Origin of the sequence: Arthrobacter sp. NPDC080073 (genome assembly GCF_040686575.1) — a bacterium.
In the GTDB taxonomy this organism is placed as follows: domain Bacteria; phylum Actinomycetota; class Actinomycetes; order Actinomycetales; family Micrococcaceae; genus Arthrobacter.
Map to the genome: position 1 here is coordinate 104,925 of NZ_JBFBKR010000010.1, position 21,203 is coordinate 126,127.

Below are 21,203 nucleotides of genomic sequence, written 5' to 3' on the forward strand. Positions count from 1 at the left end.
CCGTAAGCTTGAAGCGTGGTTGATCGCAAAGATATTGGTTCATGGCTCACAGGGCCGGACACGTCCGGAATTTCCAAGTACCCGGGAGCGCGGCTCGGCCTGCCCGAGTCCGGCCCCGGCTCCATTGCCCGGGCCGGCCGCCGCATCCTGGCAATCTGCATCGACTGGGTCATTGCCTTGGTGATCAGCAACTTTGCCTTCGGCGGCAACCAGTGGGCGACGCTCGCCGTCTTCGCGGTGGAACAGATCCTTCTCATCGGCACGCTGGGCTACAGCATCGGACACCGGGTCGCCGGCATCCACGTGGTGCGGCTCGGAGGAGCACAGGCTGGACCCTTGGCTGCCTTGGTCAGGACGATCCTCCTGTGCCTGGTGATTCCTGCGGTTGTTTTCGATCCCGACCAGCGTGGCCTCCACGACAGGGCCATGAACACCATTCTCATCCGGATGTAACTCGTACACGGACAAAAAAGCCGCCCGTTCCTGGAATTCCAGGAACGGGCGGCTGTCGTCTTGGTTAGCGTCCGCGTGCTGCCTTACGGTCAGGGCGTGCCTTGTAGGGGTCGATGCCCTTGGGGATCGGCAGGCGGTTGCCTAGCGAAGAGATCCGCTTGCTGACCGCTCCTACCTCAACCTTGGTGAGCTCGTTCTTGTATTTGTTCATGGTCTTTGCGATTTGGCTGATGGGCACCTGGCCTTCGCCGCGACCGCTTTCGATCACGTGAATGGTGACGTTCGGCAGGATGCGGGCGAGCTTCTTGCGCTCGGCGTCAACCAGCGGCTTGACGCGGTGCGACGGTCCTTCGCTGACCAGCACGACGCCGGGACGGCCGATGGCGCGGAAGACAGCGTCCTGGGTACGCGGGTTGACGGCGACCGGCTGGTCCTCAGTGATCCAGCCGCGGCGCAGGGTTCCCAAAGCCGCACCGGAAGCTCCGGGCTGGTTCTCGATCTGCGCGAAGGCAGCCCGTTCCGCGCGGCGCGAGAGAATGAAGACAGCTGCCAGCAGGCCCAAGGGGATTCCGATGATCAGGCCTGTGACCCAGTTGTTCAGGAGGAGCCCGACGACGAGGCTGACAGCAACGACGCCAAAGAACGCCAACAGCATGAGCCACACGACGATGGGGTCATTGCGGCGGGTCATCTTGAAGACCTCGCCGATCTGCTTCAGCTGGCTCGGCTTCTTGGCCTTGGCTTCCTTGGGCTTGCGGGAAAACAAGCCGCGCTTGGGAGCGTCGGCAGCCGATGTTGTCGAGTTGCTGGAATCAGGGGATTTCGCCATAGTGCCTTAATTCTACGTGATTTATGCCAAAGGACCGGACGCCGGACTTGTCCGGGGTCCGGTCCTTTGACCGTGCTTTAGCCGACGTGCTATGCGTGGTGTGCGAGGAGGGTGCGGGCTTCCTGGCGGGTAGTGCCGGAGTCCTGGATGCCTTCGGCGATGTGGGCCAGGTGCGCGGGGATTTCGCGGCCTTTCTTGCGCATCGCCGTGGCCCAGAGGCGTCCGGCGCGGTAGGAGGAGCGGACCAGGGGGCCGGACATGACTCCGAGGAATCCGATTTCCTCGGCTTCGGTGGCGAGCTCGACGAATTCCTGGGGTTTGACCCAGCGGTCCACGGGCAGGTGCCGTTCGGAGGGGCGCAGGTACTGGGTGATGGTGATCAGGTCACAGCCGGCGGCGTGCAGGTCGGCCAGGGCTTCGGAGATCTCTTCGCGGGTTTCGCCCATGCCCAGGATCAGGTTGGATTTGGTGACCATGCCGGCGGCCCGGCCCTGGGTGATGACGTCCAGGGAGCGGTCGTAGCGGAACGCGGGGCGGATGCGCTTGAAGATCCGGGGCACGGTTTCGACGTTGTGCGCGAAGACTTCCGGGTTCGAGTCGCAGATCGCTTTGATGTGTTCGGGTTTGCCGGAGAAGTCGGGGATGAGCAGTTCGACGCCGGTGCCGGGGTTCAGTTCGTGGATCTTGCGGACGGTTTCGGCGTAGAGCCAGACGCCTTCGTCTTCGAGGTCGTCGCGGGCGACGCCGGTGACGGTGGCGTAGCGCAGGTTCATGGCCTGGACGGAGCGGGCGACCTTGGTGGGTTCGAACCGGTCCAGGGGGGAGGGTTTGCCGGTGTCGATCTGGCAGAAGTCGCAGCGGCGGGTGCATTCGGAGCCGCCGATGAGGAAGGTCGCTTCCTTGTCTTCCCAGCACTCGAAGATGTTCGGGCAGCCGGCTTCCTCGCAGACGGTGTGCAGGCCTTCCTTTTTCACGAGGTTCTTCAGGCCCACGAACTCCGGGCCCATCTGGACCTTGGCCTTGATCCACTCGGGCTTGCGTTCGACCGGGACGGCTTTGTTGCGCTGTTCAACGCGCAGCAGCTTACGGCCTTCAGGTGCCAGGGTCACTGGAGTGCTCCTTCGGGGCTGGATACGAGTGCTTCTTCGTGCTTGCGGAACTCTTCGATGAAGCGCTCGGCAATGTCGGCCGGGTTGATGGTCCTGCCTGTCTCGATGGACATGGTGGTGACGCTGGCGTCGGTGATGCCGCACGCGATGATCTGTGCGTAGGGAGCGAGGTCGTTGCTGCAGTTGATCGCCACGCCGTGCATGGTGACGCCGTCCAGCACCCGGATGCCGATCGCGGCGATCTTGCGATCCGGACCCTTGTCGTCGGCGAGGACCCAGACTCCGGCCCGGCCTTTGACCCGCGTGGCCTTGATCCCGTAGTCCTCGATGATCGCGATCATGACGGCTTCGAGTCGCTCGACGTAGTCGCGGATCCCCGCGCGGTTCTTCAACTTGAGGATGGGGTAGGCAATGAGCTGGCCCGGTCCGTGCCAGGTCAGCTTGCCGCCCCGGTCGACGGGAACAACCGGCGTGCCGTCAAACGGGCGCTCGTGATCCTCCGTGAGCTTGCCTGCCGTGTACACCGCCGCATGTTCAAGGAGCAAGACGGTGCTGGGTTTCTCGCCGGCAACAACCTTGTTGTGGAGTTCGCGCTGGATATCCCAGCCGTGCATGTAGTCAACGAAATCCGGGGCAAGACCCAGCTGTGAAAACTCAAGAGTCATGGGGACAAGCTTAGACCCCGCCGGACTCAGTCCATGATTTTGTGGCCAAGCTCTCAGTCGCACTCGGATTGCTCGAGGGCTCCGGCCCTCTGGCCTGTGGATAACTTCTGCGGCGATCCGCGATTTCCGGTATTTGTTGAGGCATGGAGACTTTTTCGCCCGGCGAGGGCGGTCAGGACCATGAGGGGACCATGCCCTCACCGGATATCGGACCTTCCGAGCCTGTGATCCCGGGATTTGTTCCGGTCCGTGAGCTGGGCCGCGGCGGGAGCGCCGCGGTGTGGCTCGCGACGGAGCAGCGGTCGGGGAACAACTTTGCCGTGAAATGCCTTGGCCGGAGCCCGGCGACGGCGGATCCAGGCGAGGCCATGTCAGCCGTGCTCCGCGAGGTGCGGCTTCTGTCCGGGCTGGACCACGAGCACATCATCAAGGTCCACGGCGTTGTGGAATTGGCAGGGTCCTTCGACGGCGGCGTGGGCGTGGTCATGGATTACGCCCCCGGGGGCTCGCTTGGGCAGCTGGTGTCCAGCAGGGGGCGCCTTGGCGTGGGTGAGACGGTGACTATCCTGACGCCCCTCGCACATGCATTGGCATATCTGCACCGCCACGGCATGACGCATTCCGATGTTTCGCCCGGGAATGTGCTCTTCACTGCCCAAGGGAAGCCGCTCCTCTCGGACATGGGCATTTCCCGGGCAGTGGGGGACGCTGCCGGGGTCCCTGAGTCCGGAACTCCCGGATTCGTGGATCCCGATCCGGTTGTCCGGGGGACCGCGGAACTCCAGCCGCAGCGCGATACCTACGCCCTCGCAGCCCTTGGCTGGTATTGCCTCACCGGTTCCGCTCCGGACACTGCGGCACGGAGGCCGCCCCTGACGTTGCTGGTGCCCGCGGTCCCCACAGCCCTGGCAGTTGCCATCGAGGCCGGGCTTCATCCTGATGGGCAACAGCGGCCCTCCGCGGCGGAATTGGGTGTCGCGGTCTACAGGAGCGCAGCGCCGGAAGCCGTTGACCTGTCCGTTTCGGTGCACGCGACGGTTGTTCCGGAACTGATGACCCGACGTCGGGCTTCAGGTCCCCGTTCAAAGCGCGCGCGCATCCCGGCGCTTTTCAACCGCTTCCGTCTGCCGGGGCCAGGACGAACGCGCCGCCGGGCGGTTGCGCATGTTTCCGCACGACGGCGGGTGGCCTCCATTGTGCTTGCCCTCGGGATAGTTGCGGGTGCCGGAACAATAACCACCCTGTGGTGGGCCGGCACGGCGTGGCAGGCCGGCGATCGCGGGCCGGCAGCCGGTCCGCCGGCGCAGGGCGCGGCGTCGGAGCCCGGCCAGGAAGAGCGAAGCGAGGTTCCCGCGGCGACACGGAACCTGATCCGGTCACCCAACCCCGAGGAAGCCATCAGGGGACTGTCGGCGATCCGGGACGCAGCGTTGAGTTCCGGCAAGTTCACGCTCCTGGACCACGTCAACGTGCAGGGCTCGGCGGCCGCGGCCTCGGATGGAAAGCTGAAGGACGAATTGATCCGCGCCGGCGTGGTTCTCGCGGGTTTCTCCACCACTTTGACCAGCGTGAGCGTGGAGGGGACACCCGGCCCGGACCAGGCAACAGTTGCCGTCACGGTGGAAACCTCCGCCTATGAAGAACGGGACGGTTCAGGGAAGGTCGTCGGAGCGCGTCCCCGCGGCGAACCCCGGGAACTCAGGGTGGTTCTCCTGCGTGGCGGGGACGCGTGGAGGATCACCGAGATCCTCGCAAAGCAGAGCTAACAAGCAAAGCAACGGGATCATTTGCCGCCGCTTGCCACCCATCGGGCGGCGTCCGCCAGCGCGGGGTGCTGCCAGGCAAAGCCGGAGTCCATCAGCCGTGCCGGTTCCATGCGCTGGTTGGCAAGCACAAGTTCCTCTGCCAGATGGCTGCCGAGGGCGAGCCGCAGTACGGGGGCGGGTACGCGAAGGAACGCCGGCCGGTGCAGGGCCGCCGCCAGCTGGGCAACGATGGCGTTGACGTCGGCGCTTTCCGGGGCACACACGTTGACGGGACCTTCGAGCGAGGAGTTGAGCAGGTATTCGAAGGCTGAAACTTCATCCACGAGGGAAATCCACGGCCAATACTGGCGGCCGTTTCCCAAGGGTCCGCCCACGCCCAACTTCAACAACGGAAGGAGCGGCCCCAGCGCTCCGCCATCAGGGCTGAGGACCACACCCGTGCGCGGCGTCACCACTCGTACGCCGGCGGGTGCCGTGTGGGCGGCGGCCTCCCAGTCGACGCACAGGGTGGCCAACATGCCTCTGCCTGGCCCCGCGTCCTCGCGGAGCAGGCCGGCACGGGACGAACCGTAGTAACCCGAGGCCGACTGGCTCAGGAAGGTTCCGGGCGGAGTTCCAAGCCGCCCCATGGCCGCCGTGAGGGTTCTTGTTGTCCGCAAGCGTGAGTCGATGATGTCCCGCACGCGTGCCTTGGTCCATCGGCGCTCCCCGATGCCCGCCCCGGAGAGGTTGACCACTGCGTCTGCGCCGTCGAGTACCGCCTCATCCAGTTGACCCGCGGCCGGATCCCAATATGCCTCGCCGGTTCCCGCAGGCGGACGGCGAACCAGCCGGAGGACCTCGTGCCCGCTGCCAAGCAGACGCGCGGAGAGCGCGGTCCCGATGAATCCCGAAGCACCCGATATCACGATTCGCATGCCCCATCTCATCATGGCAAGCATCACTTCGGCATTACGGCAGGCCTCAAAAGGGCCCGCTTCTCCTTTGACTATGATCGAACAATGACCTCCTCCAGCTACTTCCGTTTCCCGCATTTGCACGGTGATTTGATCACTTTCGTGGCCGAAGACGACGTTTGGATTGCACCCGTGGCCGGAGGCCGCGCGTGGCGGATTTCGGCCCAGCAGCTCCCTGCACGCAATCCCCGCTTCACCCCGGACGGCAAGCGGCTCGTCTGGACGACGATCGTCGGGGCCGCTCCCGAGGTGGTGACTGCGAATGTCGACGGCGGCGGGTACCGGCAGTTGAGCTACTTCGGTCACGGCACCACCCGCGTCAAGGGATTCACCTCCTCGGGCGACGTTGTGGTCACCACGGCTTTCGAACAGGCCGAGGGGCGGCACACGCATGCCTACGCCTTGCCGCTCGACGGCGGCCCCGCCGTCGGGCTTCCCTTCGGCCCCGTCGAATCGGTGGCGTTCGGCCCGGAAGTGGGGGACGAGCGTCCCGTGGTCCTTGCCAGCGTGCTCTCCCGCGAGCCTGCCTGGTGGAAGAGGTACCGCGGCGGTACCGCTGGAAAACTGTGGATCGACGCCGACGGGAACGGCGAGTTCGCGCGCTTGCTTCCCGGGCTCGACGGGAACCTCGCGGACCCGCTGTGGGTAGGCGGACGGATCGCCTTCCTCTCGGACCACGAGGGCTACGGAAATCTCTATTCGGTGCAACCGGACGGTTCGGATCTGCGCCGGCACACCGATCACGAGGACTTCTACGTCCGGCACGCTGCGAGTGACGGCAAGCGGGTCATCTTCGAATCGGCAGGCGAGTTGTGGCTCCTGCGGACGCTTGAGGCCGATGCCGAAGCGGTCCGGCTGGACATCAGCCTAGGCTCGGCCTCCCAGTCGCGCCGGCCGGCCCCCCTCAAAGTCGCCGCACACTTGGGCGACGTCTTCCCCAACCATGTTGGTTCGGCCAGCGCTGTGGAATCCCACGGAACCATCCACTGGCTGCGCCACAAAGACGGACCGTCCCGGGTGGTCGAAGCGACTCCCGGCGTCCGGGCAAGGCTTCCCCGGCCCCTCATTGACGGTCGTATCGCCTATGTGGCGGACCACGACGGCGTCGATTCGTTGTACATCAAGAGGATTGCCCCGCGTTTTTCACGGCCGGCCGTCCAGGCTCCGGTCCAGGACGCTGCACCCGCGCCGCGCGGATCCGAAGAGGACGGGGCCGGGCAACTGCCACGGCCCGTCTCGGCATCGGCCGTCTCGGGACAGCCCGCGACGTCCGGGGTCCGACTGACGGAACCGCACGCGGAGCCGGCTGCGGCGTCCCCTGACGCCGGGGCTGTCCCGGTCGGCTCCACAGGTGGCGGAGCCGAAGAGCCACGGCTCGACTTCCTCAGGATCGATTTTCCGAGGGCTGCGCGTCCAAGCGCCCTCGAAGCCAGCCCCGACGGCCGATGGCTTGCCGTAGGTACCGCGTTCGGGGACGTCTATCTGGCCGACACTGCCAGTGGCACCATGTCGCTGCTCGTCAGCGTGGGCGACGGCAGCATTGAAGGCCTCGCATGGTCGCCGGACTCACAATGGCTCGCATGGTCCGAACCTGTGACGTCCTTCGGCTCGCGGAGCAAGTTGCGCATGGTCAATACCGCCACCCCAGAAGACATCCTGGAGGTCACCGACGGCCGCTTCCGCGACGAATCGCCGGCCTTCACTCCCGATGGCAAATTCCTGGCGTTCCTCTCGAACCGCAGCTTCGATCCCGTCTACGACGGCCATGCCTTCGACTTGTCTTTCCCCAGCCCCATCAAGCCGTACCTCGTGGCACTCGCTGCAGCCACTCCTTCGCCCTTCGGCCCGGTAGTGGATCTGCTGGACGAGGACGAAGCGGACGCTCCACCTGCCGGGACCGCCGTCACGGTCCGTGTGGACCGCGAGGGGCTGCCGCTGCGCGTCATCGGCGTCCCGGTGCCGCAGGGCAACTACTCGGCGCTTTCGGCCTCCAGCGGAGCACTGCTGTGGCTCGACACCCCGCTCTCAGGTGTCACGGGAGATGGCCGCGGCACGGTGCAGGACAAGGCGCCCGCTCCGGCCTTGGTCCGCTACGAGCTTTCGAAGCAAAAGCAGGTCACGCTCGCCTCCGCGGTGGAACGCTACCGACTGTCCGGAGACGGCAAGAAACTGGTCTTCGTCAACGACAAGAAGGTTCTCGCCGTACCGTCCGACGCCAAGGCCGAGGAAGAATCGGGCGAGCTTGTCAATGTCGAGCTGAACCGGATCCGGGTGGTCATGGATCCATTGGCCGTATGGGGACAGGCATTCGACGAAGCATGGCGGCTGCAGCGGGACTTCTTCTGGACCGAAGACATGGCCGGCCAGGACTGGGAGTCCGTGCACCGACGGTACCGTCCCGTCGTCGAACGCCTGGGCTCGCACGACGACCTGGTGGACCTCCTGTGGGAATTGCACGGTGAGCTGGGCACTTCCCACGCTTACGTGCGTCCGGCGGCGGTAGGCGAGCCCGGAAGCAATGGGCAAGGCAGGCTCGGCGCCGACCTCAAGCTCACCGAGGCCGGTTGGGAGATCACGCGCATCCTCGCCGGAGACTCTTCCGACCCCCTGGCCAACTCGCCGCTGACGCGGCCGGGAGCCGACGCGAAGGTGGGCGACGTGATCCTGGCGATCGACGGCGTCGGGCTCTCCGCAGACCGTACTGCGGCGAAACAACTGGTGGGCGCAGCGGGCCGGACCGTGGAACTCACGATCGTGAATGGCGGTGGGCACGGCGCGGCGGCGGGACTACAGCGGCGGATCGCCGTGGTTCCGGTGAAGGATGAGGAACGCTTGCGGTACCAGGAATGGGTGCACGCCAACAGGCGCACCGTGCGGGAGGCCTCGGACGGAAAGTTCGGCTATCTGCATGTCCCGGACATGATGGCCAACGGTTGGGCGCAGCTTCACCGGGATCTCGATACCGAGACCGCGCTGGACGGGTTGATTGTCGACGTGCGGCGGAACCGTGGCGGCCACACCTCGCAGCTCGTCGCTGAACTGATCGGCCGCAAGGTCACCGGCTGGAGCATGCCCCGTGGCGAAAAGCCGCGTACCTACCCGCATCACGCACCGCGCGGCCCCGTCATCATCCTGGCCGACGAATTCGCGGGCTCCGACGGCGACATCATCACGCAGGTGTCAAAACTCCGCGGTATCGGCCCGGTTATCGGCACCCGGACCTGGGGCGGAGTCGTAGGCATCGACAACCGTTTCTCCCTGGCTGACGGCACCGGCGTGACCCAGCCGCGCTATGCCACCTGGTTCTCCGGCGGCATCGGCTGGAGCGTGGAGAACTTCGGGGTTGAGCCTGACATCGAAGTGGTGTTCCCGCCCCACGCCTACGCGGCCGGCACGGATCCCCAGCTGGAGTACGGGATCGGCGCGCTCAAGGAAATGGTCCAGGAACTACCCACGGACCGGCCACCGCTGCGCCAAGGCTACCGCACGGTCCGCCCGGCCGCTTTGCCCGCAAGGCCGCAAAAGGGCTAGCTGAAGGCCCGCAGAACGAAGTCCCCGCCCTTCCGGAAGGAAAAGCGGGGACTTCGCTGCTTGGGACGTGTTGCCGCTAGGAAGCGAGCGTCGCATCCAGCGTGATAGGAGTTGCGCGGAGTGCCTGGGACACCGGGCAGTTGGTCTTGGCGTCTTCGGCGAGGCGCTGGAATTCTTCTTCGGAGAGGCCGGGGACGCGTGCGCTCACGGTCAGGTGGATGCCCGTGATGCCAACGCCAGGCTGGAAGGTGACGTCAGCCTTGGTGTTGACCTCTTCGGGCGTGAAGCCTGCGCCTGCCACGCCGTTGCTGAAGGCCATCGAGAAGCATGCCGAGTGTGCGGCAGCAATCAGCTCTTCGGGGCTGGTCTTGCCCTCTGCGGACTCCGCACGGGCCTTCCAGGTGACGTTGAAGGTTCCGAGTCCGGAGCTGTCCAGCGTGGTGTTGCCGGCGCCTTCCATCAGGTTGCCGTTCCATACGGTGTGTGCGGTGCGTGTTGTAGCCATGTCCACTCCTCAGCGTCGTTGCGAATTGGCATCCGGATACCGGATGCCGCCGGGTTCAATCCTAAGGATTCGACGGCGGCGGCGCACCGCTTGTCCGCTCTCAGAGGATTGTGACTGCGCGGGTTAAGCAGCAACTGCTTAAGCAGCAACGGCCGCCCGGACGGAAGGTCCGGGCGGCCGCGCAGTGTGCTCCGGTCAGCGCATGTGCGAGGTCACTGCCAGATCGTGGCGATGGCGATATTGACCAGTGCCAGGCCGCCTACGCCATGGGCCAGACCTGTGGACACCGGTTCGCCCTTCTTGACCTTCCGCGAGCCGATGACGGCGAGCACGGCGACAGCGAGGCCGATCGCGAACTTGATGCCGAGCTTGAAGTAGTTGGGATCGGCATTGGGCAGCATGGGCAGGATTCCCATCATGGCAACACCGGTGATCAGCTGCACGAAGGCGCCGTCCCGCTGGCGCGGGTGCACGGTCGGCTGCTTCAGGGTGGCGATCCAGTAGCCCACGATCATGGCTGCGCCGACGATGTGCAAGAACAGCAGGACGTTGAAGAGGATAGTCATGGCTCCAGCTTAGCCAGAATCTTCTACGAGCCGTAGCAAAGCCACGGAGCAATATCCGGGCATGAAAAACGGGAAGGTCCTTGCGGTTTCCCGCCGGGACCTTCCCGTCACGCCATCGCTGGATTCAGAGGCCCAGGTCCGCTTCGAAGGAACCTTCCTCAAGGCGTGCCCTGAGGGTCTGCAGGAAGCGGCCGGCGTCGGCACCGTCAACCAGGCGGTGGTCGTACGTCAGCGACAGGTACATCATGGAGCGGATGGCAATCGAGTCATCGCCGTTCTCATCGGCAACCACGACCGGTCGCTTGACGATCGCGCCGGTGCCCAGGATGCCCACCTGGGGCTGGTTGATGATCGGCGTGTCGAACAGGGCGCCGACGGAGCCGATGTTGGTGATGCTGAAGGTGCCGCCGGAGAGCTCGTCCGGACCGATCTTCCCCTGGCGGGTACGGCCGGCGACATCGGCGATCTTGCTGGCCAGGCCGGCAAGGTTCAGGTTGCCGGCGTCGGAAATGACCGGGACCAGCAGGCCCTTGTCGGTGTCTACGGCAATCGCGAGGTGTTCCGCGTTGTGGTAGGTGATTTCCTGCTTCTCTTCGTCGTACGCCGCGTTCAACTTGGGGTGCTGCTTCAAGGCTTCGGCCACGGCCTTGGCGATGAACGGCAGAAAGGTCAGCTTGACGCCGTTCTGGGCCTCGAAGGAGCCCTTGGCCTTGAGGCGGAGCTTGGCGATCTTGGTCATGTCGACCTCGTGCACCTGGGTGAGCTGCGTTGAGGTTTCGAGGGACTCGCGCATGCGGCGGGCGATGACCTGGCGGATGCGCGGGGCCTTCTCCACGGTCCCGCGGAGCGAAGAGGCCGCCACGGGGGCGGCAGCAGGCTTGGCGGGCGTCGTGGGAGCTGCTGGAGCTGCGGACGCCGGAGCGGCGGCCGCGGCCTTCTTTGCGTCGGCCGCGGCAAGCACGTCCTGCTTCCGGATACGGCCGCCGACGCCGGTGCCCGCCACGGTGGTGATGTCGACACCGCTCTGGTTGGCCAGCTTGCGGACGAGGGGGGTGACGTAGCCGGACTCGTTCGAGGACGCTGCGGGTGCGGCTGCGGGTGCGGCTGCCGGTGCGGGGGCTGCCGGGGCTGCCGGTGCTGGGGCTGCCGGTGCAGGGGCTGCCGGTGCTGGGGCTGCCGGTGCAGGGGCTGCCGGTGCTGCTGCCGGTGCGGGGGCTGTTGCTACGGGTGCCGGTGCGGCGGCGGGTGCCGGTGCTTCAGCGGGTGCCGACGCTGCTGCGGCCGGGGCGCCGGAGCCGATGACGGCAAGAACGGAACCGACTTCGGCTGTGTCGTCTTCGTTGACGCGGATCTCAAGCAAAGTGCCGGCCACGGGGGAGGGGATCTCGGTGTCTACCTTGTCGGTGGAGACCTCGAGGAGCGGTTCGTCCACTTCGACGGTGTCGCCAACGGCCTTGAGCCAGCGGGTGACGGTGCCTTCGGTGACGCTTTCGCCCAAAGCGGGGAGCGTCACGTCGTGACCCGAGGCCTCGCCGGAAGCGGCTGCGGGGGCTGCGGCTTCTTCGGCTGCGGGAGCCGGTGCAGCTTCGGGAGCCGGTGCAGCTTCGGGAGCCGGGGCGGGGGCCGCCGGTGCTTCTTCCGCAGGTGCGGCTGCGGGCGCTGCAGCACCGTTGCTGCCGCTGCCGATCCGAACCAGGGGAGCGCCGACTTCGGCGGTCTCGTCTTCAGCTACGAGGATTTCTTCGATGATGCCGGCAATAGGAGACGGGATTTCGGTGTCTACTTTGTCGGTGGAAACTTCGAGCAGGGGCTCGTCGACTTCCACTCGGTCACCAACCTGCTTGAGCCAGCGAGTGACGGTGCCTTCGGTGACGCTTTCACCAAGGGCGGGCAAGTTAACGGATTCAGACATGTCGTCCCCGTTCTCCTTATTGATCTTTAGTGCGGATGAGTGTTGCCTGCTGGGGTCCTGCGCCCGCAGTTCGTGCGGGCGCAGGACCGGGTGTCTTGCGTAAAGACTTAGCCGTGGAGCGGCTTGCCTGCCAGTGCGAGGTGGACTTCGCCCAGGGTCTCGTTCTGCGTCGGGTGTGCGTGGATGAACTGCGCCACGTCCTCCGGGTGGGCTTCCCAGTTGACAATCAGCTGTGCTTCGCCGATCTGCTCGCCCATGCGGGAACCGATCATGTGGATACCGACGACCGGGCCGTCCTTCTGGCGGACGACCTTCACGATGCCGCCGGTGCCCAGGATGGAGCTCTTGCCGTTGCCGGCGAGGTTGTATTCCTGGGTCTGGACCTGGTCCTCGCCGAACTTCTCCTTGGCGCCCTTTTCGGTGTAGCCGACGGTGGCGATTTCAGGTTCGCAGAAGGTGACCTTGGGGATGTTCACGTCTTCGACGACCACCGGGTTCAGGCCGGCGATCTCTTCGGCGACGAAGATGCCCTGCTGGTACCCGCGGTGGGCCAGCTGGACGCCGGGGACGATGTCGCCGACGGCGTAGACGTTGCCGACGCCGGTGTGCAGGCGTTCGTTGGTGATGACGAAGCCGCGATCGATGGTCACGCCTGCTTCCTCGTAACCGAGGTTGGCGGTGACGGGGCCACGGCCCACTGCAACGAGGAGGAGGTCGGCTTCGAAGGTCTGGCCGTCAACCAGCGTGACCTTCACGCCGTTGTCGTCCTGCTCGACGCCCTGGAAGAAGACGCCGGTGCTGAACTTGATGCCGCGCTTCTTGAAGGCGCGCTCAAGGTTCTTGACGATGGCGGTGTCTTCGTTGGGAACGAGGGAGGGGAGGCCTTCAACGATCGTGACGTCGACGCCGAAGGACTTCCACACGGAAGCGAACTCGACGCCGATGACGCCGCCGCCGAGGACGATGACGCTCTTGGGAATGTAGTCCATGGTCAGTGCTTCATCGGACGTGATGACGCGGCCGCCGATTTCCAGGCCGGGCAGGGACCGGGAGTAGGAACCCGTGGCTAGGACGATGTTCTTGCCCTTGTAGGCTGTGCCGTTCACGACGACGGTGTCGGTGCCCTGCAGCTTGCCTTCGCCTTCGATGACCGTGATGCCCTTGGACTTGATGAGTCCCTGCAGGCCCTTGTACTTACCCGCGACGATTCCGTCCTTGTAGGCGTTCACGGCCGCGATGTCGATGCTGTCCAAAGTGACGTTGACGCCGTACTTGGCGGAATCGCGTGCGTGGTCGGCCAGTTCGGCCGAGTGCAGCAGGGCCTTGGTGGGGATACACCCGTTGTGCAGGCAGGTGCCGCCGAGCTTTCCCTTCTCGACGAGACCAACGGTGAAACCAAGCTGAACGGCACGCAGAGCCGTGGCGTAGCCGCCGCTGCCGCCACCGAGTACCAGGATGTCGAATTCTTGCGCAGTTGCCTGATCGGCCACTAGGACGCTCCCTCGCGTGAGCGATGACACGCGACTACGCGTCATCTGGTCTTGGAACTTGTACTGCCGCGATTATGCCAGCACCGAAGTTCTCTTGCATTTGTGACTACCGTGGTTCACCTTAGCGAACCACTTATCCATGCTCCACCCTGCCGAGGCTTTTGTGGGGCGCTTGTGGCCAGACTCACGTCGGGCCGTGGGGCCGGTCATGAACCGGCCCCACTTGGGTACCGGTCTAGGCCGTGGCCAGCACGTCTTCGACGTAGGCGAGCAGCGTCCTGACGGTGCAGCCGGTGCCTTGCTTGGGCGTGTAGCCGTAGGGGCTGCCGTTGTTGAACGACGGGCCTGCGATGTCGACATGCGCCCAGGGGATCTGCTTGCCCTCGGCGTCCTTGCCGACGAACTCGCGCAGGAACACGGCCGCGGTCATCATTCCGCCGTGGCGTTCGCCGATGTTGGCGATGTCCGCCACCTGCGAGTCGAGGCTGGCCCGCAGTTCCTCCGGCAGCGGCATCGGCCAGACGAGTTCGCCTGCGCGGTCCGCCGCGGACTTGAGGGCGCCCGTGACGGCGTCCGAACCCATGACTCCGGCAGTACGGTCGCCCAGGGCGATCAGCTGGGCACCCGTCAGTGTCGCGACGTCGATGATGACGTCCGGCTGCTCGAGGCTGGCCGCAACGATTCCGTCGGCCATGACCAGGCGGCCCTCGGCGTCGGTGTTGAGGACCTCGACCGTCTTGCCGCCGTACATGGTAAGAACGTCGGCGGGGCGCTGTGCAGCGCCGGAGGGCATGTTCTCGGCGATGCAGAGCCACGCGGTCACCTTGACGGGCAACCCGAGCCCCGCGACGGCCAGGACGGTATTAAGTACGACGGCGGCGCCCGCCATGTCGCTCTTCATGTCGCCCATACCGAGGGCCGGCTTGATCGAAATGCCGCCTGTGTCAAAGGTGATGCCTTTGCCCACGAGCGCGATCTTCCTGGTGGCCTTTGCCGGAGCGTACTCCACCTTGACGAGGCGCGGCTGGCGGGTCGAGCCCTTTCCAACTCCCAGGATTCCGCCGAAACCGTCCTTTTCGAGGCGCTTTTCGTCCCACACGGTGACTTTGACGGGCAGACCCTTGGCGAGTTCCTTGGCAGCCTCGGCGAAGGACTCCGGGTAAAGGTGGCTCGGAGGCTGGTTGACCAGGGTGCGGGTGGCGTTGACCGCGCGTCCCACGAGCAATGCCCGATCGAGCGCTGGCTGGACATCCTTGCCGTCAAACGCCGTGTGGATCAGGACCTTGCCGACCGGATCCTTGAGGCCGTCCTTGCTGGAGCGGTGCTCCGTATAGGAATACGAACCCAGCACGGCGCCTTCGGCGACGGCCGCGACGTCGGCGAGGGACGCCGTCGGGAGGGCCAGTGTCACTGAGGACAAGCCGGCGAGCTGGCGGACAGCGGATCCCGCGGTGCGGCGGAGGGCTTCCCCGGCGAGGAGGGCGTCGTCGGCGACCTTGCCGACACCTGCCAGGACGAGGACGCCCGAACCGGTTTCCGGAAGACCCGGCAGACGGTGTACCTGATCGGCTGCTCCCGTGATGCCGAGGAGGCCCAACGAAGCCGCGAGGCTTTCCGCTGCCTTCGCCCCCAGCGGGTTCCCGAGCAGTACCGGTCCGTCTTCCCCCTGACTGACGGCTATCACGAGTGCGTCGCTGGGCGCCTTCTTCAGGTCCTTGGCGATCGTGCCAAGGGTGATGTCTGTAGTCTTCACCACGAGGATTTGTCCTCATCTCTCTCTGCATGGCTTGGCCGGGCTGCATGTTAGGCGCCCGGCCCTGGTACCCGTCGGTTGTCCGCATGGGACATCGTCGGTGGTTGCTTGGGTCCGCACACGGCGGCACCTCTCGATCGTAGTCTGTCTGCTGTGCGGGAAAGCAATTAAATGAGAGTTGCGGCACATTGTCCGGCAGGAATGCGCGGCCGGTCCGGGGCGTTGTACCAATACGGGAGCGTGGCCGGCCGCCCAGGCGTCTGCTGCGGTGTGAAGCCGCCTGCTCCTGCCGAGAACTTGAAACTGCGAAAGGAACATGCCGTGTTTGAACGGATTTCCGGCTCACTCCTTGACCCCGAGTCGCTCTACGCGAGCAACATCGAGCTCTTCCACAGCCCGGATATCAGGGGCCTGAATATGCTGATGGGCTTCACTGGATTCGCCGATGCCGGGCACGTGGTCCAGCAGATCAACCGGGAACTGCTGGATACGCTCGACGTCGAAACCGTGGCTGTGTTCGACGCTGACCAGCTCATCGACTACCGCACGCGCCGTCCCCACATCAGCTTTGTCGAAGACCATCTGGAGGACTACAAGGCCCCACGCCTAGCGCTTTACAAGCTGAATGACGGCTTGGGCGAGCCGTTCCTGCTGCTTGCCGGTTTTGAACCGGACCTGCAGTGGGAGCGTTTCGCGCGCGCCGTCGTCGGGATCGTCGAAAAACTGGACGTCAACCTGGTGACCTGGATCCACTCCATTCCCATGCCTGTTCCGCACACCCGGCCGGTTGGCGTGACGGTGCACGGAAACCGACCCGAACTTATCGAGGGGATTTCCACGTGGAAGCCGACTGTGGAGGTTCCTTCGGCCATCGGCCACATCCTGGAACTGCGGCTGATCGAAGCCGCACGGAAGGTGGCCGGGTACGTCATCCACGTTCCGCACTACCTCGCGGACGCCGAGTACCCGCCGGCAGCGGTGGCGGGACTCGAATACCTGGGGGCAGCAACGTCCTTGATGCTGCCGACGGACCGCCTTCGCGAGGCCGGCCGGGAAGTAGGCAGGCAGATCGCCGAACAAGTAGAAGCGTCCGAGGACGTCCAGCAGGTGGTTTCAAAGCTGGAGTCCCGCTATGACGACAAAGCCGAAGGAACGGTACGCCGTTCCTTGCTCGCCGACGAGAACGACGAACTGCCGAACGCCGAGGACCTGGGAGCGGCGGTTGAGGCGTATCTCGCACGTAAAGATGCGCGCCCATAAAGCAGCTTTAATGCGGCCCCGGGCATAATGGAAGGGTGAACGCACCCCGCGCCTGGCTCATTTGGACGATAGGGGTGCTTGCCTACCTTGTGGCAGTCGCCCAGCGCACATCCTTCGGTGTGTCCGGACTGGAGGCCACCGAACGGTTCCATGCCAGCGCGGCCGCCATTTCCTTCTTCACGGTGCTTCAGCTGCTGGTCTACGCCGGCCTCCAGATACCGGTGGGGCTCCTGGTTGACCGCTTCGGCTCGCGCGCCATGATTGCCAGCGGTGCCGTGCTCATGGGCCTGGGCCAGTTCCAGTTGGCTTATGCCGATGCAGTTCCGGCGGGCGTCCTCGGGCGGGTCCTTGTCGGCGCCGGCGACGCGATGACCTTCGTCTCCGTCATCCGCCTCGTGCCGATCTGGTTCGCCCCGGCAAGGGTCCCGCTCGTCACCCAGCTGACGGGAATGTCGGGCCAGCTTGGCCAGCTCATTAGCGTGGTGCCGTTCGCGCTGGTCCTTCATTCGGCGGGCTGGAATACGGCCTTCCTGGCGTTAAGCTCGTTGTCTGCGCTCGCCGTCGTCCTCGTCCTCGCCCTGCTCAGGGACGTTCCGCCGGGTCACCCGCCCCGGGAGAACGCCCAGGGGCTACGCGCCACGGGTGTGACCTTGGCCCGTGCCTGGCGGCAGCCCGGGACGCGTTTGGGGCTTTGGTGCCACTTCACTGTCCAGTTCAGCGGCAACGTCTTCGCCATGTCTTGGGGCTACCCGTTCCTGGTATCGGCGCAGGGCCTGAACCCGGCCACCGTGTCCGCCTTGATGGGCCTCTTCGTAGTCACCAGCATCCTCGTGGGGCCTTTGTTTGGAACCTTCGTGGCGAGGCACCCCATGCGTCGCTCGGCCATGGTCCTGTTGATCACGGCGGCTACCGCACTTGCCTGGGCTGCGGTCCTGCTGTTGCCCGGCAGGGCGCCTCTCTGGTTGCTTGCCTTGCTGGTGGTCGCCCTGGCCATCGGCGGCCCCGGGTCCATGATCGGCTTTGATTTTGCCCGGACATTCAATCCTTCCCACAGGATCGGCACCGCGACGGGCATCGTCAACGTGGGCGGCTTCGTTGCCGCGCTCCTGACGATCTATTTGGTGGGGCTCATCCTCGACCTTCTCCACACCGGCGGTTTCTCGGGCGGTGAGCTGTACGGCCTGGCGTCCTTCCGCATCGCCTTGAGCGTGCAGTTCCTGTTCCTGCTCGTGGGTACGGTCTTGATCCTCATGACCCGCCGCAAAGTACGGCGTCAGATGGCGGCCCAGGGTGTGCACGTCCCGCCGCTCCTCGTGTCGCTGGCAAACCAGCGCCGGCGCCGCGTGGAATTGCGCCGGGAACGGCTCGCGAAGCAGCGGAGCTCCACGCCGTAGCCTGCTTCGCCGTGGTGTTCCTCCACAGGCGCTTACGGTCGCCTTTGTCCACATAGGGCAATTGAGGCCTGCCGCCACCCATTATTTTGCCGATGCTGGATTCATGACAGCAGACAACCGTGTGACCATCTCCCGGCCCGAGGACATCCTCGGCTTCATTCCGCATGCCTTGGGACTCTGGCCGAAGGAGAGCCTCGTCGCCATCACGCTGCGTGGGCAGACACTTGGCGCCACCCTTCGCGTGGACCTTCCGCCCGGGAGATCCGGACGCGTGCTTGCCGCGTACTCACGGAGGATCGGTGAGTACCTGGAAGCGGACCATGACGCGGACGGTGTGCTTTTGGCATTCTTCAGCGACGACGGTTGGGACGATGGCGGCGTTGTGCCACTCAGGCAGCACCTGCTGGAAGCCCTGGAATCCGTTCTGGCCCACCGCGGCTTGGCGCTGCGGGACGCCTGGTTCATCGGTTCCGACTACTGGCGAAGCGCCTTCTGCACCGATCCGGAGTGCTGTCCTCTTCCCGGGCGTCCCGTGGACCAGATCCTGGACAGCCGGCTCAACGCGGAAATGGTGTTCAGGGGGAGCAGCGTCAGGGAATCGCCCGGGTTGTCGGGGCCCGGGGACCAGCCTGCCCTTGATCCGGAGTTCATGCGTGCGGAAGGCGCCGTGCTTGAGGAGTTGCTCCGGCGGTGGCGGAGCAGGAAGTCATTCGAAGAAATGCTGGATGTGTGGACGAAGGTCCTCGATTCCAGCCGTCCAGAGGAATTCGACGCAGGGGCCGCGGCGTTCCTCCGGGCGAGCTTGAGGGTTCCGGCGTGGCGCGACGCCGTGGTGGTCCTGGCGGCTGCGGGGAAAGACGTCGCCTGCGGCGGTACGGAGGCCTTCGGCTTCTTTGACGATGGGGACGATGAAGGGGATGCCCTGGCTATTCCGCCCGGGCTCTGTTCCACGGCGCCGGCAGCAGGCACGGCGCCGGCAGGGGGCACGGCGCCTGCGGCCGGCAGGCCGACTGAGGCCACGGATGTCAGCGTCTTACGCTACGGAGACGTGCTCCTGGGCCTGTACCCGGTGAACCCCGACTGGAACCGGTTGACGAGCCTGGATCAGGTCCTGGCGATCCTCTCCCGCTACGGCGGCGGGGAGGCGCGGGCCGCAACGCTCACGATCCGTGGGTGGATTCAGTGGTGCCGGGGGAGCGGTTCATTCGCCCACGAGCTCCTTTCGCAGGCTGACGCTGAACAACGGGGTTATCGGCTCGCGGAACTACTCGCCGAGGTGGTGAGGCGCGGCACGGTGTGCGGCTGGGCCAAAAGCAAGTCATCGGCGTGGCGGAAGTTCGGTGGGGAAACAGCGTGACCCAGGCACTGGGCTGACTCCGGGAGTGCGCCGGGGAGGGAAATCCGTGCGGCCCGTAATTGTCTGCACGGTAGCGGGTATCGACCCCCCGGAATCCAAAACCGTGAGACAATGGTTGCCGAGACCCGGTTGGGTCCGTGTTTCAAGTGCCGTAAACGTCCCCTGAACCAAGGGAACATTAAGGCGCCGTCGGGAGTTTTACCTAAAGACTCTGCAGTCGGTGATGGCACTTGATGTTGATCGCGGACTTGACAGGGTCATAGTGGTGTTGCCCCCATGGTGATTCCACAGACCGCCGCTAGAAAGGTTTTCTGTGACCCCGTCTTCCGCCGAGAAGGAACCCGCCGCCCTGGCCGAACTGTCCGCCGAAGAAACGAAGGCGGCTACAGCTGCGAAGCGTGCGGCAACGCGTGCTGCCAGTGCTTCGACTGCAGGTGCAGAGAAGCCGGCACCCAAGAAGCGCGGGCCCAAGCCCGGCGCCAAGGCCGCTGCCGAAGCAGCCAACAAGTCCGCCGGCACCGACGAGGACTCCGAGGAAGAAGCCGAGGATTTTGACGCCGTGGTTCCCGACGAAGCAGAGCTCACGGAGGAACTCGAAGAAGGCGAAGAGGGCAAGAAGCCTGCCGCGACCGGTTCCGGCTTTGTTTACTCGGATGCCGACGATGACGATGCACCTGTCCAGCAGGTCATGTCAGCCGGTGCCACGGCCGACCCCGTCAAGGACTATCTGAAGCAGATCGGCAAGGTTGCCCTGCTGAACGCGGAGCAGGAAGTCGACCTTGCGCTCCGTATTGAAGCCGGCCTCTTCGCCGAAGAGAAGATCAACGCGGACGACGGCTCCATGGATCCGAAGCTCAAGCGTGAGCTCGAGTTCATCATCCACGACGGCAAGAGGGCCAAGAACCACCTCCTCGAGGCCAACCTGCGCCTCGTGGTCTCCTTGGCCAAGCGCTACACCGGCCGTGGCATGCTGTTCCTGGACCTCATCCAGGAAGGCAACCTGGGCCTGATCCGTGCAGTGGAGAAGTTCGACTACACCAAGGGCTTCAAGTTCTCCACGTACGCCACCTGGTGGATCCGCCAGGCCATCACCCGCGCCATGGCCGACCAGGCCCGGACCATCCGCATCCCCGTGCACATGGTGGAAGTCATCAACAAGCTGGCACGCGTCCAGCGCCAAATGCTGCAGGACCTTGGTCGGGAACCTACACCTGAGGAACTGGCCCTCGAACTGGACATGACCCCCGAGAAGGTCGTTGAAGTCCAGAAGTACGGCCGTGAGCCCATCTCGCTGCACACCCCGCTTGGCGAAGACGGCGATTCAGAATTCGGTGACCTCATCGAGGACTCCGAAGCCGTTGTGCCGGCGGACGCTGTGAGCTTCACCCTTCTCCAGGAGCAGTTGCACTCGGTGCTCGATACCCTGTCCGAGCGTGAAGCAGGCGTCGTCGCGATGCGTTTCGGCCTTACGGACGGCCAGCCGAAGACTTTAGACGAAATCGGCAAGGTCTATGGAGTCACCCGCGAACGCATTCGTCAGATTGAATCGAAGACGATGTCCAAGCTGCGCCACCCCTCGCGGTCGCAGGTTCTGCGCGACTACCTTGACTAAAGCGACGGACGCCGTGCTTTAACCGGCACAGCCCGTCTAGAAAGT

16 protein-coding genes are annotated in these 21,203 nt (G+C 65.2%); 7 read left to right on the forward strand and 9 right to left on the reverse strand.

Going from position 1 to position 21,203, the window contains the following annotated elements; genetic code table 11:
• Positions 1-15: 15 nt before the first annotated feature.
• Positions 16-453: an RDD family protein gene (locus tag AB0O52_RS13275; protein WP_364538229.1), complete on the forward strand. Its 438-nt coding sequence runs from the start codon at positions 16-18 to the stop codon at positions 451-453.
• A gap of 64 nt (positions 454-517) precedes the next feature.
• Here the strand turns inward: AB0O52_RS13275 and AB0O52_RS13280 are convergent, their stop codons facing one another.
• From AB0O52_RS13280 to lipB, 3 genes are all read right to left on the reverse strand, one after another.
• Positions 518-1,282: a DUF4191 domain-containing protein gene (locus AB0O52_RS13280; protein ID WP_364538231.1), complete on the reverse strand. Its 765-nt coding sequence runs from the start codon at positions 1,280-1,282 to the stop codon at positions 518-520.
• 89 nt (positions 1,283-1,371) lie between these two features.
• Positions 1,372-2,391: a lipoyl synthase gene (lipA, locus tag AB0O52_RS13285; protein WP_364538233.1), complete on the reverse strand. Its 1,020-nt coding sequence runs from the start codon at positions 2,389-2,391 to the stop codon at positions 1,372-1,374.
• Positions 2,388-3,056 carry a lipoyl(octanoyl) transferase LipB gene (gene lipB / locus AB0O52_RS13290; protein ID WP_364538235.1) on the reverse strand — a complete coding sequence of 223 codons (669 nt, stop codon included), beginning with the start codon at positions 3,054-3,056 and terminating at the stop codon, positions 2,388-2,390. Before lipB ends, lipA begins: the two co-directional genes overlap by 4 nt.
• Positions 3,057-3,199: 143 nt before the next feature.
• Between lipB and AB0O52_RS13295 the strand changes: the two genes are divergently transcribed.
• On the forward strand, positions 3,200-4,822 hold the full coding sequence (locus AB0O52_RS13295; RefSeq protein WP_364538237.1) for a serine/threonine-protein kinase: 1,623 nt from the start codon (positions 3,200-3,202) through the stop codon (positions 4,820-4,822).
• Positions 4,823-4,839: 17 nt separating this feature from the next.
• Here the strand turns inward: AB0O52_RS13295 and AB0O52_RS13300 are convergent, their stop codons facing one another.
• Complete coding sequence (locus AB0O52_RS13300; RefSeq protein WP_364538239.1) at positions 4,840-5,739, reverse strand: TIGR01777 family oxidoreductase; 900 nt, start codon at positions 5,737-5,739, stop codon at positions 4,840-4,842.
• 84 nt (positions 5,740-5,823) lie between these two features.
• Here AB0O52_RS13300 and AB0O52_RS13305 point away from each other — a divergent pair, with 84 nt between their 5' ends.
• Positions 5,824-9,309 (forward strand): S41 family peptidase, encoded by a 3,486-nt coding sequence (locus AB0O52_RS13305; protein ID WP_364538241.1) that lies wholly within the window; start codon positions 5,824-5,826, stop codon positions 9,307-9,309.
• Positions 9,310-9,385: 76 nt separating this feature from the next.
• Here AB0O52_RS13305 and AB0O52_RS13310 read toward each other — a convergent pair whose 3' ends face one another.
• From AB0O52_RS13310 to AB0O52_RS13330, 5 genes are all read right to left on the reverse strand, one after another.
• Complete coding sequence (locus tag AB0O52_RS13310) at positions 9,386-9,814, reverse strand: OsmC family protein (protein ID WP_364538243.1); 429 nt, start codon at positions 9,812-9,814, stop codon at positions 9,386-9,388.
• Positions 9,815-10,026: 212 nt separating this feature from the next.
• A complete protein-coding gene (locus tag AB0O52_RS13315; protein ID WP_234750020.1) occupies positions 10,027-10,380 on the reverse strand; it encodes a hypothetical protein in 354 nt (117 codons plus the stop codon).
• 124 nt (positions 10,381-10,504) lie between these two features.
• A complete protein-coding gene (sucB, locus tag AB0O52_RS13320; RefSeq protein ID WP_364538245.1) occupies positions 10,505-12,292 on the reverse strand; it encodes a 2-oxoglutarate dehydrogenase, E2 component, dihydrolipoamide succinyltransferase in 1,788 nt (595 codons plus the stop codon).
• A 107-nt stretch (positions 12,293-12,399) separates the two neighbouring features.
• Positions 12,400-13,782: a dihydrolipoyl dehydrogenase gene (lpdA, locus tag AB0O52_RS13325; protein WP_364538247.1), complete on the reverse strand. Its 1,383-nt coding sequence runs from the start codon at positions 13,780-13,782 to the stop codon at positions 12,400-12,402.
• 235 nt (positions 13,783-14,017) lie between these two features.
• The gene (locus tag AB0O52_RS13330) at positions 14,018-15,538 is read right to left on the reverse strand and encodes a leucyl aminopeptidase (protein ID WP_364538249.1); all 1,521 of its coding nucleotides are present in this window, start codon (positions 15,536-15,538) and stop codon (positions 14,018-14,020) included.
• A 318-nt stretch (positions 15,539-15,856) separates the two neighbouring features.
• On the opposite strand from AB0O52_RS13330, the gene AB0O52_RS13335 reads away from it, so the two are divergent.
• The 4 genes from AB0O52_RS13335 (at position 15,857) to AB0O52_RS13350 (ending at position 21,158) form a co-directional block, all read left to right on the forward strand.
• Complete coding sequence (locus AB0O52_RS13335; protein WP_364538251.1) at positions 15,857-16,795, forward strand: PAC2 family protein; 939 nt, start codon at positions 15,857-15,859, stop codon at positions 16,793-16,795.
• 35 nt (positions 16,796-16,830) lie between these two features.
• On the forward strand, positions 16,831-18,189 hold the full coding sequence (locus tag AB0O52_RS13340) for an MFS transporter (RefSeq protein ID WP_364538253.1): 1,359 nt from the start codon (positions 16,831-16,833) through the stop codon (positions 18,187-18,189).
• Between the two features lie 103 nt (positions 18,190-18,292).
• Positions 18,293-19,546, forward strand: a complete 1,254-nt coding sequence (locus tag AB0O52_RS13345; RefSeq protein WP_364538255.1) for a DUF4192 domain-containing protein — start codon at positions 18,293-18,295, stop codon at positions 19,544-19,546.
• Between the two features lie 313 nt (positions 19,547-19,859).
• Complete coding sequence (locus AB0O52_RS13350; protein WP_364538257.1) at positions 19,860-21,158, forward strand: RNA polymerase sigma factor; 1,299 nt, start codon at positions 19,860-19,862, stop codon at positions 21,156-21,158.
• Positions 21,159-21,203 lie beyond the last annotated feature (45 nt).

Coding starts and splice junctions, on each gene's coding strand:
- lipB (WP_364538235.1), bottom strand. CDS start 3,056: ATGACTCTTGAGTTTTCACAGCTGGGTCTTGCCCCGGATTTCGTTGAC.
- sucB (WP_364538245.1), bottom strand. CDS start 12,292: ATGTCTGAATCCGTTAACTTGCCCGCCCTTGGTGAAAGCGTCACCGAA.
- AB0O52_RS13295 (WP_364538237.1), top strand. CDS start 3,200: ATGGAGACTTTTTCGCCCGGCGAGGGCGGTCAGGACCATGAGGGGACC.
- AB0O52_RS13305 (WP_364538241.1), top strand. CDS start 5,824: ATGACCTCCTCCAGCTACTTCCGTTTCCCGCATTTGCACGGTGATTTG.
- AB0O52_RS13300 (WP_364538239.1), bottom strand. CDS start 5,739: ATGCGAATCGTGATATCGGGTGCTTCGGGATTCATCGGGACCGCGCTC.
- AB0O52_RS13280 (WP_364538231.1), bottom strand. CDS start 1,282: ATGGCGAAATCCCCTGATTCCAGCAACTCGACAACATCGGCTGCCGAC.
- AB0O52_RS13310 (WP_364538243.1), bottom strand. CDS start 9,814: ATGGCTACAACACGCACCGCACACACCGTATGGAACGGCAACCTGATG.
- AB0O52_RS13315 (WP_234750020.1), bottom strand. CDS start 10,380: ATGACTATCCTCTTCAACGTCCTGCTGTTCTTGCACATCGTCGGCGCA.
- AB0O52_RS13345 (WP_364538255.1), top strand. CDS start 18,293: ATGACAGCAGACAACCGTGTGACCATCTCCCGGCCCGAGGACATCCTC.